The sequence below is a fragment of the Calditerricola satsumensis genome, assembly GCF_014646935.1.
Lineage (GTDB): Bacteria > Bacillota > Bacilli > Calditerricolales > Calditerricolaceae > Calditerricola > Calditerricola satsumensis.
Map to the genome: position 1 here is coordinate 147,297 of NZ_BMOF01000001.1, position 11,134 is coordinate 158,430.

Here is an 11,134-nt window from a genome sequence, read left to right on the forward strand (position 1 = left end):
GATAGAACGGCCTCACCGTGGCCACACTAAGCAAAACGGTGGCAGGTGAGGCCGTTTTGTGGTGGACGAAGGATGCCAGAGGAACCGCCTTCGCCGTGCTTTTGCTCGTCTTCCTGTGCGCCTTGAGCGCGTCGTGCCAGTCGGCCGCGCCGCCGCAGGGCCACCCTTCACCGCTCGATACGGCCAAGGGGGTGCGCCCGCTGGCGACGGCGGAGGAGAAGCGGGCCCTGGTGCAGGCGGTGTACGCGGCGGAAGACCGCATTGACGCGCTTCTACGCACGCCTGGGCGCTTTCGGACCAAAGACGACGTGTACCATTATCTGCAGCACGGCTGGTCGGACCAGCTGGCCGACCAGTACGCCGACCGGGCGATCGACTGGAGCCGCTCGCGGGAGCACCTCGCCTTCGATGCGGGCTGGATTCGCCGTCGCCTCACGCTGCGGGACGTGCCGGCCGACGCGGTGCGCGTCATCACCTTCACCGGCGATACGGCCATTCTGGAGGGCGTCGTCTCGCGGGGCGGAGGCCGGCGGCGCCTGCAGTACACGCTGGTCTACGACCGGGACACGGACCGGTGGATCGTCACCCAAAAAAGCGTCATCGCGTAGGCGGATGGGCGGGGCGAGGGTCCCCGCGCCGCCTTTTTTCTTTGCGACGGGGAGTTGAAATCGTGTGAAAATTGCCGTATCCTAGTTCATAAGATGAAAACCAAATGAAAACCAGTTCGCCTCTGCAGGGAGGGGAAAGGCCGTGTCCGTGACCATCTACGATGTGGCCCGGGAAGCGGGCGTGTCCATGGCGACGGTGTCCCGGGTGGTCAACGGCAACCCCAACGTAAAACCGGCCACGCGGAAAAAGGTGCTCGAGGTGATCGAGCGGCTGGGCTATCGCCCGAACGCCGTGGCCCGTGGTCTGGCCAGCAAGAAGACGACGACGGTGGGGGTGATCATCCCCGACATCGCCAGCGCCTTCTACGCCGAATTGGCCCGCGGCATTGAAGACATTGCGAACATGTACAAGTACAACATCATCCTGTGCAACTCGGACAAGCAGCCCAAAAAGGAGCTGACGCTGATCGAGACGCTGCTGGAAAAACAGGTGGACGGCCTCCTGTTCATGGGGCCCCGGGTGACGGACGAGCACCTCGACCTGTTCCGCTCGGCCAGCGTGCCCGTGGTCCTGGCCACGACAATCGATCCGGGCTGCCAGCTTCCTTCGGTCAACATCGACCAGCGGCAGGCCGCGTACGACGCCACGCGCCTGCTCCTCAATCATGGCCACACCCGCATCGCCTTCCTCGGCGGTCCGCTGGAGGAGTTTGCCGGCCTGAGCCGCTTCCAGGGCTACCGCCAGGCGCTGGAGGATGCCGGCGTGCCGTTCCGGGAGGAGTTGGTGCAAATCGCCGACTACCGCTACGAGACGGCGCTGAAACGGATGGCCCACTTCTTGACCCTTCCCGAGCGCCCCACGGCGGTGTTCGCCACCAGCGACGAGATGGCCGTCGCCGCCATCCACGCCTATCAGGACGCCGGCTTCCGCGTGCCCGAGGATGTCGAGGTGATCGGCTTTGACAACATCCGCCTCGCGTCGATGGTGCGCCCAACGCTGACGACGGTGGCCCAGCCGATGTACGACATCGGCGCCGTGTCGATGCGCCTCTTGACGAAGTACATGCACAATGAAAAGGTGACCGACTCCCTCGTCTTCCTCCCCCACACGATCGAGATCCGCGGTTCGACGCGCGCCGAGTCCAAAACGGCGGTCGCGACAAGGTGAGGGCGGCGATCGGCAAGGGGACGCTCGCCCGCGAAAGAGGCCCCTGCTATAATGGAACCGTCATGATTCGGCAAGGAAGACCGTCATGCAGTGGACGGCAGAACGGTCACGCATGCATCGCAAAGGGGGAGAGGCGCGATGACGATCGGCATTATCGGGGCCATGGTCGAAGAGGTGGAACGGTACCGCGAGGCGATGCGCGGCGAGCGGGAGACACGCCATGCCGGGATCCCGTTCTACCGGGGCGAGCTGGCCGGGCGCGACGTGGTGGTGTGCAAGTCGGGCGTGGGCAAGGTGAACGCCGCCGTCTGCACCCAGCTCTTGATCGATCGCTTTCAGGTGTCCCGCATCGTGTTTACGGGTGTGGCAGGGGCGCTCCATCCCGAACTGGAGATTGGCGACATTGTCGTCTCGCGGGATTGCGTGCAGCACGACGTGGACGCCACGGCGCTGGGCTTTCAGCGCGGCGAGATTCCGTTCCATCCCAAATGGGTGTTTGAAGCGGATCCACAGCTCGTCGCGCTGGCCGAGCGGGCCGCGCGCCGGGTGACCGAGGTGCGCGTGATGACGGGGCGCGTCCTGTCCGGCGACCAGTTCGTGACGGACAGGGATAAAGCCCGCGGGCTGCATGAGCAGTTCGGCGGGCTGTGCCTGGAAATGGAAGGGGCCGCCGTGGCCCAGGTGTGCGACATGAACGGCGTGCCCTTTGTCGTCATCCGCTCGATGTCGGACAAGGCCGACGGGTCGGCTCCCGTCGATTTTCCGGCCTTCGTGAAGCTGGCTTCCCGGCGCTCCTGCGAGGTGGTGTGCGCCATGCTGGAGGAGCTGGAGGCTACTTCAGCAGGCCGAGGAGAATGAGCAGGCCGCCGAGCGCCGCCGCGGCGACGAACACGAGGCGAAAGGCCTGGCGGACGGCGGTGAGGACGAGCGCAGCGACGAAGAGAAGAATGGCCGGCAAGTACAGATCGGGCGCCGCGAAGTAGGCCACGGCCAAGAGGAGAATGGCGAAGAGCCAGAGCAAGCGAATCATGGAGCACCCTCCTTCGGGCGGGTGTTTTTTGTTTGCGGGTTACGGCGCGTACAGCAAGGCCAATTCGACGGTGCGCCGGTTGCGCCTGTCGATCTCGGACCGCCGGGGAATGGGCGGAACGATGTCCGGTGGATCCAACAGCTGTTCGGGAAGGGGAACCGGACTGTGGGGCTGCCAGCGCTCGAGCCAGGCGCGCGGAAGTTTGGGGTTCCCGGCGAAGGGACGGTCGACCAGCTCGGCCCACAGGAGGGCCCACGCGCGGGGCACGACGCGCCAGATGTCGTAGCCGCCCCCGCCAACGGCGACGAGCCGCCCGTCGCACAGCTCGTGGGCCAGGCGATGGGCCAGCTTGGGAATTTCGGCGTAGATGCGCGTCGTGGCGCACAGGTGGCTCAGGGGATCCCACACGTGGGCGTCGCAGCCGTTCTGGGTGACGATGACGTCGGGGCGAAAGCGGCGCGCCACGCGTTCCACGACGGCGATGTAGGCTTCCAGCCACGCGTCGTCCTCGGTAAACGGCTCGAGGGGCACGTTGACGCTGTACCCGAAGCCGGGGCCGTCGCCCCGCTCGTGGACGAAGCCGGTGCCGGGAAAGAGGGTGCGCCCGGTTTCGTGCACAGAGATCGTCAGCACGTCGGGATCGTCGTAGAAGGCCCACTGCACGCCGTCGCCGTGGTGGGCGTCGGTGTCGAGGTAGAGCACGCGCGCGCCGTAGTGGCGGCGCAGCCAGGCGATGGCCACGGCGCAGTCGTTGTAGATGCAAAAGCCGGACGCCCGTCCGCGAAGGGCATGATGCAGGCCGCCGGCCAGGTTGACGGCGTGGTCGGCCTTCCCTTCCATCACCCATTCCGCGGCGAGGAGTGTGCCGCCCACGGCCAGCGCCGCCGCCTCGTGCATGCGCGGGAAGGCGGGATTGTCCTCGGTGCCGATGCCGTGGGCGAGGTAAGCGTCCTGGGCCTCCGGGTTTTCCGACGCCCGCTTCACGGCGTCGATGTACGCCGCCTCGTGAGCCAGGCGCAGCTCCTCATCGGTGGCCATCCGCGGAGCGACGATTTGTTCGGGGGTGATCAGCCCCCATTCCTGCAGCAGGTCGAGGGTAAGGAAAAGCCGGCGTTGGTCGAAGGGGTGATCGGGATGGAAGCGGTAGGCGAGGCAATCGGGGCTGTAGACGAAGACCGACCGGTGGGCCATGGCGATCCTCCTTTGGTGCGTCACCAGATCAAGCGGTTTTGAAAGCGGAGGCGGTCGAAGGCGGCCACCGCTTCCGGCGGGACGTTTTTGCCGATGCGCACCATCAGGCAGTTGGCTGGATGGGCGCAGATGTCCGGGTCGTCGGTGGCCATCCACACCAGATTGGCGCTGCCCATCACCTTTTCCATCACCCGGCGGTACGCCCACACGTCGAGGCCGGTTCCCTTCAAGTCCCAGTGCCAGTAGTACTCCGTCGTCAGCACGATGTAGTTCTCCATGAAGTCGTCGAGGAAGGCGACGCGCAGGAGCGTCTTGGCCAGCCCGCCCTGGCGGTATAGGGGGGTCACCTCGATGGCCCCGAGCTCGAGCAAGCAGTCGAGGCCGCCCTGCGCCCAGCGTTCAAAGGGATCGGGGTAATGAAAGGTGACGTACCCGACGACCGTTTCGGCGCGGCGGGCGACGATGACGCGTCCCTCGGGCAACGCGGCGATCTCCACGAGGGCCTCGTGCTGCCGCGCCGGCGGGCGAAAGGCGCCGAGGCCGTCGTCGAGGCGATACGTCGCGAGCGCTTCAGGGGATACGGGGCCTTCCACCCGCAAGAGGCCACGGGGATGCGGCCAGTCGATCCCGTGGTACGTTTTGATGTGCTCCACAGCGATCCCCCCTTGGGGGTCAGCGTTGAACCTTGCCTCCGCCAACGCGATGGGAAGGGGCGGATGCGGGCAAAGACGTCTCCCGCGATGGGGCATGGGGCAGCCGCACCTCGGCGCGGCCCGACACGCGTCCGGCGACGTCGACGGCGATGACGCGGTAGGCCATGGCCTCGGGCGCGGGGTCGACGAACTGCAGCGGCTCGTGCGCGGGGACGGCGCCCAGCTTCCGTTCCCTCCCGGAAGGGTCCACGCGGTACACGCGGTAGCCCACCACGTCGGCTTCCGGGTTGGGTCGCCAAGTGATCATCACCTTGCGGCCTTCGGGAATGGCGACAAGGCCGTTCCGGACGTTTTCCCTCTTTCTCCAACTCCTGGCACAGCAGGATCTCCGCCGCCCGTTCTTCGATTTCGAACATTAAGAACGGAAGGCGCGTGTAGGCCCGCTCCTGCCGCTTGGCCAGGCTGCCCTTCAGGTCAAAGGCGAGGGCTTCGTCGTATTGCTGGCGGGTGATGAACCCCTCGGCCAGCATGCGGTCGAGCACATAGCGCTGCCGCGCCAGCCCCCGCTTCAGCCCTGCCTCGTTGACCGCGCCGTCGCGGGTAAACGGCCGGTAGGCGCCGGGGGCTTGGATCATCCCGGCCAGGTACGCCGCCTGGGCGAGGTTGAGCGTGCGCGCGTCGACGCCAAAGATGCCCCTGGCTGCCGCCTGAATGCCGTAGATGTTCCGGTTGTGGACGTCCTTGCCGAAGTAGATCGCATTGAGGTAGGCCTTGAGGATTTTGTCTTTGGAAAACAGCCGCTCGAGGCGGAGGGCGAGAACCACTTCTTTGACTTTGCGCGTCACGGTGCGCTCGGGGGTGAGCAAGGTGTTCTTCACCAGCTGCATGGTGAGGGTGCTCCCCCCCGGTTTGCTCCTCGGTCCCGGTGAGGTATTGCCCCACGGCGCGGAGAAAGGCGCGGGGCGCCACGCCGCGGTGCTCGTAGAAGCGATGGTCTTCGGTGGCGATGAGGGCGTTGAGAAAGTGGGGCGACACCTCGTCTTTGGACACGACGCGGCGGTCTTCCTCGGTGCGCAGCGGCCCGATGAGGGACTTGAGGGCGAGGACAACGGTTTTCCGCGCCGTGGCGCGCGGGCCGGCGGTCGGCTTTTCCTTCGCTTCCGTCACATCGCGTTCCTCCTCCGACCCGGACAGATGTGTCTCCTTCTAGCATACCGTTTTTGGGGGAAACGGCAACTGCGGGTTTTTCGTTCTGTCCCGGACGGCCTTCCCCATTGGACGCAGGTACGGTGGAACGGGCCAGAGGTGGGCTTGCACGCGGATCCGGTCATGCCGGGCCGCATCCGCCGCGTCGGAGAACAGCCGCGATCCGATGTAGGCGACGGCAAAGCTGAAGGGACGGTGAGGAAGGCCGGGTTTGTTGGCGAAAGGAGGGGCGTGGCGGCGTCGCGGGAAACGCCAGCGCGGGAGCCGAGAAACACGAAGGCGATGGGCGCCAGCACGCCGACGAGCAGGTTCAAGGCGGCGCTGATGGAATCGTCGGCGATGGCCAGTCCGTTTTGCAGGCCGGTCAGCTGGTCGCCGGCGGTGTAGCAGTGGCGTGACGAGAGGACGGGATGCGCGTGAGCAGAGAGGCGGCGACGAGCAGCAGGCCGACCGATCGACCAGGGAGACGGTCAGCACGTCCATGGTTTCGTTTACTGGTGGGAACCGGGCGCAGCATGGATTCGGCCCTAAAGCCGCAAGTTTCAGAGGTTCCTCCGAATGCGAACGAGCGTGTAAAGTTTCAGTAGGAACATGGTGAGGAAAAAACGAAAAGAGACCTCACCGCAAGTTGTCTGACCAGGCTTCTCGGGTCGATCTTTCATTCCGAAAAAGCCTCTTCAGTTTGCGGAATTCCTGCTATTGCTGTTTGCTTGTCCAAACAAAAAAGCCCGGCTTCCGTTACTCGGGCAAAGGAAAGCGGATGAACGACACTCACATAGAAAGGAGTTGTAGGCGAAAGAATCTTTCTTCTTCGTCTTCGTAACCTCGAAAAATCACCTTGTCAATGTCTTTATGATTGAAAAAGAAATTATACTGGGATGAGATGTTGCCTTCTGGATACATGCAGGCAACATAATCGTATATTTCATTCGTTCCTCCTCTTTTTTGTTTTCTACCGTAAATCATCAGTTTCTTCTCTAGCCCTTTTACCGTGACGACCGAACCAATGGGCAGGAGATCAATTTTTTTCATTAACCTACCCTCCATGAGGTTATAAAATCATTTACCTTTATTTATTTTTACTTACCCCACAAATTATAGAATAACTTTAAAAATATCTTATATCCGAATAGTAAAATAAAAGACCCAAAGATAATGTATACTATAGAAATTATTATTTTTTGTTCAACATCAAATTCATTATCTAGCCAAATATAAATTATTGACCCAATTAATAAGAGGGAGTATACAGAAAAAAATGTCTTTAGGAATTTTTTCATATAGCATCATCTCCCTAAGAATGAATTATCGACTTACATTGATATACATACCGGCACCAGCGCCATACGATATATGAATTCCGGTTTTCTTTCCTGCATATACTTGTGCTCCAATTGCTCCTAGGGATGCTGTCATTCCAACTGTTATGTTTACACCTTTTATATTAACAGTTCCGCTCAAATCGTACTTTGTTAAATAAGCTTCACCACCCACAGCCAAAGTGCCGTTTCTGAAGGAAAGGTTTGCTTCAGCCCCTACTTTTTTAACACTGGCATTCAATCCATATTTGTTATATCCAGCTTCAATGATAGCACCAGATGCTGAAAAACCGTATTCCTTGCTTACGGAGTAATTAGGTCCCTTCACATACCACCCGGAACTGTGACCAATGGCTAAGGCCATGCAAATCACTCCTCAAGAAGTATTACGATTTGTAATTTATCACATTTAAAATAATTTTGCAATAGTACAAGATTAATAATTTCATCACCAAAAGGGGTGCGACCCAACTCAGTTTTTGTGTCGGGCGTTTGCCGAAAGTGGACACGCAAGGGGCAATCCTCTGCAGTAGACAGGCCCCAACGGGTTGTGGTAATACTTAAAGCGTAACCGTATATCTGTCCCAAACGCGAGGAAGGACGCCAGTAGTCGCTGGGAAGCCGCCTGTCAGAGAGCCGGTGGGAGGTGCGAACCGGCGCGGTCCAGCGGGCGAAGTACCGTCCGGAGCGGGGTCGGTGAAGGGCGCGCGGATGCGCCTGTGTAGCCGGCTGCCGGGCCAGAAGCCCGTTATCGCAACGGAGCGGCGGGAGAAGGCCGCTGTGCGGCATCGTGTTTTCTCCCGGCCAGAAGGGTGGTACCGCGGCGTGTGTCCGTCCCTTTGTGCGGGACGGCTTTTTTGTTTGCGCGCCGCACGGCGTGTTTGTTCGGAAGGAAAGCGCGATATCCGTTCGAGAATCCGTTACGACGGGAGGCGAAGCAGGATGGACGAAGCGAAAGCGCGCAAGGAGGAGCGCGAGGCGATTCGCCTGACGCCGGAGCAGGAACGGGAGGTCGAGCGCCAGCTGGCCGTCATCGCCCGCGGCGCGGCGGAGATTCTGCCGGAGGACGAGCTGCGCCGGAAGCTGGCGCGGTCGGTGGCCACCGGGCGGCCGCTGAAGGTGAAGCTGGGGCTTGACCCGTCGGCGCCGGACATCCACATCGGCCACACGGTGGTGTTGCAGAAGCTGCGCCAGTTCCAGGAACTCGGCCACACCGTGCAGCTGATCATTGGCGATTTCACCGGGCGCATCGGCGATCCGACGGGCAAGTCGGAGACGCGCAAGCCCCTCACCGAGGAGCAGGTGAAGGCCAACGCGCGCACCTATGTCGAGCAGTTTGCCAAGGTCCTCGACATGGACCGGGTGGAGCTGCACTTCAACAGCACGTGGCTGGCCCCGCTCACCTTCGCCGACGTGGTGAAGCTGGCGGCACAGGTGACGGTGGCGCGGATGCTGGAGCGCGACGACTTTGAGAAGCGGTACAAGGCGGGCCAGCCGATCAGCCTGCACGAGTTCTTCTACCCGCTCATGCAGGGGTACGACTCGGTGGCCCTCGAGTCGGACATCGAGCTGGGCGGCACCGACCAGAAGTTCAACCTGCTGATGGGCCGCCACCTGCAGGAGGCGTTCGGGCAGGAGCCGCAGGTCATCCTCATGATGCCCCTGCTTGAGGGGCTCGACGGTGTGAAGAAGATGTCGAAGAGCCTCGGCAACTACATCGGCATCAGCGAGCCGCCCAACGAGATGTACGGCAAGGCCATGTCGGTGCCTGACGAGTTGATGGTCAAGTACTTTGAGCTGGTTACCGACCTGTCCAATGAGGAGATCGCCGCCATCCGCCAGGGTCTGGCCGACGGCACGCTCCACCCGCGCGACGCCAAGATGAAGCTGGCCCATACGCTGGTGCGCATGTACCATGGCGAGGAGGCGGCCCGCCAGGCCGAGGACTACTTCCGCACCGTCTTCCAGGAACGGGCGCTGCCGGAGGATGTCCCGACGGTGGCCGTTGCCCGTGCCAAACTGGAAGACGGCCGGATGTGGATTGTGCGCCTCCTTGTCGAGCTGGGGCTGGTCGGCTCGAACGGCGAGGGGCGGCGCATGATCCAGCAGGGCGGCGTAAGGATCGACGGGGAAAAGGTGACCGACGTGGACGCCGCCGTGACGGTCCGCGACGGCATGGTCGTGCAGGTCGGCAAGCGCAAGTTCGCCAAGGTGGTCCTGCAGTAACGGTCGCCTCGGTGCGGCGATCGAAGGGGTAAAGCGCCCGCTCCCGGTCGGAAACCGCCGGGAGCGGGCGTGGTTTGTTCATCAGCGGGTGATTTTCCTTCCGGCCGTTCGGATAGAACGGCTGCTTTTTTCTGCGCCCGGGCATGGGCGCTGTGTATAGGGGGATGAGCCGGGATTTTCCGTTGGGGGACAGGGGTTACAGGCGGATGCCAAAATGTTTTGCCAGCATCCGACTCCACTCCTCTTCCGACTTGACGGGAACGATCTCCTGTTTGCCGTTTTCCGTCACCTTCAGCTCCGTGCCGGTGAGCGTAATCCGACCGGTTAAGGTGGCAAGCGAACAGATCTTGTTGCGCGTAAAAGGGGATGCGGGCGATGTTTGGTGATAGCGGCACATCTCCTGGAATTCCTCGATGGTGCGGGGCACGAGGGTGAACAGATATTCATCCGACCAGTTACCCTCAACCCATCTTTGCATGCTGAATTCGCCGTTTTCAAGCTGCTTCACCCGGTACGTGCCGCTGATGTCTTCACGGGGTTCCCCGCTGAGGGGAAGGGGGGATCGGGACGAGTTGCCGAATCCTACGTCAACCAGGTATGGCTCGGGAAGGCGCACAATCAGGGCGAGGTGGTCGAATTCAGGTCCAAACCCGCCTTGCGCTTTTTTCACCCGTGCCGAAATGAGTGTGGAATCGAAACCAAGCGCGGTTAGAAGCGCATGGAACAGATGGTTCAGTTCATAGCAGAATCCTCCTCGCTTCCGGCGTACGATCTTGTCAAACAGGGACGGGATGTCAAGACGGATCGGCCGACCCAGATGAATGTCCAGGTTTTCGAACGGGATAGTGAGAAGATGGCGTTCATGCAGTTTGTTGAGGAAAGAAAGGATGGGTTTTTGCGGAGTAGAGATGTCTAAAAGGTTGAGATACGCCTGCACGTCAAACTCATTGATCTCGTTCATGGGGGCTCCTCTCCTTAAAACCGTGGGAAGTTCCGATTGCGACCACGGACTCTTCTTTTTTCAGCCATCCGGAGTTAACCAGCCGAAGAACAGCAACCAGAACCGATGCCGAGGAAGATTCCAGTAGCAGGCCGGATCGCGCTGCTTCCTTCCAGGCCCACGCCACCTCCTGATCTGTCACGGATACGGCGGTCCCTCCCGATTCCGTCACCGCGGCCACTGCCTGATAGGTCACGGTGAACCCATCTATGGAAGCCAACGAGCTCCTTCCTTCGAACTGCCCGCGCCAATCCTCACCATGAAGGACGCGGGTCAGACGCGGGAACGGTTCCACCGCCACCATGCGAGGAAGATGTGAAATTTCCCCCCGAGTCCGGCACTCTCTGAACCCTTCCCAGATTCCCCAGATCAAATCGCCCCGGGAGGTGGGGACGATCACAGCATCCGGCGCTTCACCCAGCTCTTCCACCAGCTCATACGCAATGGTTTTCAATCCCTGTACCCCGAAGGGGTTGCTGCCCACCGGCGGGACATGGAAATTGCCCGCTGGCCAAAACCCCCGCTCCCGCACCAGTTTGCCCATCAGCGGCCACCGCTCATCTGACCTGCTGACCATCCACACGTTGCCGTCGTAGCTCCGTATCCAGTCCTGACCCTGCGCTGGAACTCTGGGGGTCACGATTATATGGGCGGTCAGACCGGCAGCCCTGCAAGTTGAGTCCGTATTCTTGTGTAAAAAGGACTCTCTGAAAAAAGTCAGAGAGCCATTTCC

At 61.5% G+C, this 11,134-nt stretch carries 13 protein-coding genes and 1 pseudogene; 5 read left to right on the forward strand and 9 right to left on the reverse strand.

Annotated elements, in window-relative coordinates; all coding sequences use genetic code 11:
* The first annotated feature begins 17 nt into the window (after positions 1 to 17).
* The 3 genes from IEX61_RS00775 (at position 18) to IEX61_RS00785 (ending at position 2,634) form a co-directional block, all read left to right on the forward strand.
* Positions 18 to 608 (forward strand): hypothetical protein, encoded by a 591-nt coding sequence (locus tag IEX61_RS00775; RefSeq protein WP_188816527.1) that lies wholly within the window; start codon positions 18 to 20, stop codon positions 606 to 608.
* Between the two features lie 142 nt (positions 609 to 750).
* Positions 751 to 1,776: a catabolite control protein A gene (gene ccpA / locus IEX61_RS00780; protein WP_188816528.1), complete on the forward strand. Its 1,026-nt coding sequence runs from the start codon at positions 751 to 753 to the stop codon at positions 1,774 to 1,776.
* A 138-nt stretch (positions 1,777 to 1,914) separates the two neighbouring features.
* Entirely contained in the window at positions 1,915 to 2,634 is a 720-nt protein-coding gene (locus tag IEX61_RS00785) for a 5'-methylthioadenosine/adenosylhomocysteine nucleosidase (protein ID WP_054668910.1), read from the forward strand.
* Here the strand turns inward: IEX61_RS00785 and IEX61_RS00790 are convergent.
* The 5 genes and pseudogenes from IEX61_RS00790 to IEX61_RS12740 form a co-directional block, all read right to left on the reverse strand.
* Positions 2,609 to 2,806, reverse strand: coding sequence for a hypothetical protein (locus tag IEX61_RS00790; protein WP_054668908.1), 198 nt, complete (start codon positions 2,804 to 2,806; stop codon positions 2,609 to 2,611). The genes IEX61_RS00785 and IEX61_RS00790 overlap by 26 nt on opposite strands.
* 39 nt (positions 2,807 to 2,845) lie before the next feature.
* Complete coding sequence (locus IEX61_RS00795; RefSeq protein ID WP_188816529.1) at positions 2,846 to 3,997, reverse strand: acetoin utilization protein AcuC; 1,152 nt, start codon at positions 3,995 to 3,997, stop codon at positions 2,846 to 2,848.
* 20 nt (positions 3,998 to 4,017) lie between these two features.
* The gene (locus tag IEX61_RS00800; protein WP_188816530.1) at positions 4,018 to 4,650 is read right to left on the reverse strand and encodes a GNAT family N-acetyltransferase; all 633 of its coding nucleotides are present in this window, start codon (positions 4,648 to 4,650) and stop codon (positions 4,018 to 4,020) included.
* A 19-nt stretch (positions 4,651 to 4,669) separates the two neighbouring features.
* On the reverse strand, positions 4,670 to 4,957 hold the full coding sequence (locus IEX61_RS00805) for a hypothetical protein (RefSeq protein WP_188816531.1): 288 nt from the start codon (positions 4,955 to 4,957) through the stop codon (positions 4,670 to 4,672).
* 280 nt (positions 4,958 to 5,237) lie between these two features.
* Positions 5,238 to 5,817 (reverse strand): annotated as a pseudogene (locus IEX61_RS12740) (transglycosylase domain-containing protein); the annotation flags it as partial.
* Between the two features lie 138 nt (positions 5,818 to 5,955).
* Between IEX61_RS12740 and IEX61_RS12745 the strand changes: the two are divergent.
* Positions 5,956 to 6,243 (forward strand): hypothetical protein, encoded by a 288-nt coding sequence (locus IEX61_RS12745; RefSeq protein ID WP_083462788.1) that lies wholly within the window; start codon positions 5,956 to 5,958, stop codon positions 6,241 to 6,243.
* A gap of 384 nt (positions 6,244 to 6,627) precedes the next feature.
* Here IEX61_RS12745 and IEX61_RS00815 read toward each other — a convergent pair whose 3' ends face one another.
* Together IEX61_RS00815 and IEX61_RS00820 are read right to left on the reverse strand one after the other, a co-directional pair.
* Positions 6,628 to 6,888 (reverse strand): DUF4176 domain-containing protein, encoded by a 261-nt coding sequence (locus IEX61_RS00815; RefSeq protein WP_054668897.1) that lies wholly within the window; start codon positions 6,886 to 6,888, stop codon positions 6,628 to 6,630.
* A gap of 273 nt (positions 6,889 to 7,161) precedes the next feature.
* A complete protein-coding gene (locus tag IEX61_RS00820; protein ID WP_157057599.1) occupies positions 7,162 to 7,539 on the reverse strand; it encodes a hypothetical protein in 378 nt (125 codons plus the stop codon).
* A gap of 578 nt (positions 7,540 to 8,117) precedes the next feature.
* On the opposite strand from IEX61_RS00820, the gene tyrS reads away from it, so the two are divergent.
* Complete coding sequence (tyrS, locus tag IEX61_RS00825) at positions 8,118 to 9,401, forward strand: tyrosine--tRNA ligase (protein WP_054668895.1); 1,284 nt, start codon at positions 8,118 to 8,120, stop codon at positions 9,399 to 9,401.
* A gap of 196 nt (positions 9,402 to 9,597) precedes the next feature.
* On the opposite strand, the gene IEX61_RS00830 is transcribed toward tyrS, so the two are convergent.
* The gene (locus tag IEX61_RS00830) at positions 9,598 to 10,362 is read right to left on the reverse strand and encodes an arylamine N-acetyltransferase family protein (RefSeq protein WP_188816532.1); all 765 of its coding nucleotides are present in this window, start codon (positions 10,360 to 10,362) and stop codon (positions 9,598 to 9,600) included.
* The coding region (locus IEX61_RS00835; protein WP_188816533.1) for a threonine synthase at positions 10,346 to 11,134 on the reverse strand (789 nt) is incomplete at its 5' end. The genes IEX61_RS00835 and IEX61_RS00830, both read right to left, overlap by 17 nt.

Coding starts and splice junctions, on each gene's coding strand:
- IEX61_RS00785 (WP_054668910.1), top strand. CDS start 1,915: ATGACGATCGGCATTATCGGGGCCATGGTCGAAGAGGTGGAACGGTAC.
- IEX61_RS00790 (WP_054668908.1), bottom strand. CDS start 2,806: ATGATTCGCTTGCTCTGGCTCTTCGCCATTCTCCTCTTGGCCGTGGCC.
- tyrS (WP_054668895.1), top strand. CDS start 8,118: ATGGACGAAGCGAAAGCGCGCAAGGAGGAGCGCGAGGCGATTCGCCTG.
- IEX61_RS00815 (WP_054668897.1), bottom strand. CDS start 6,888: ATGAAAAAAATTGATCTCCTGCCCATTGGTTCGGTCGTCACGGTAAAA.
- IEX61_RS00795 (WP_188816529.1), bottom strand. CDS start 3,997: ATGGCCCACCGGTCGGTCTTCGTCTACAGCCCCGATTGCCTCGCCTAC.
- IEX61_RS00830 (WP_188816532.1), bottom strand. CDS start 10,362: ATGAACGAGATCAATGAGTTTGACGTGCAGGCGTATCTCAACCTTTTA.
- IEX61_RS00820 (WP_157057599.1), bottom strand. CDS start 7,539: ATGGCCTTAGCCATTGGTCACAGTTCCGGGTGGTATGTGAAGGGACCT.
- IEX61_RS00805 (WP_188816531.1), bottom strand. CDS start 4,957: ATGATCACTTGGCGACCCAACCCGGAAGCCGACGTGGTGGGCTACCGC.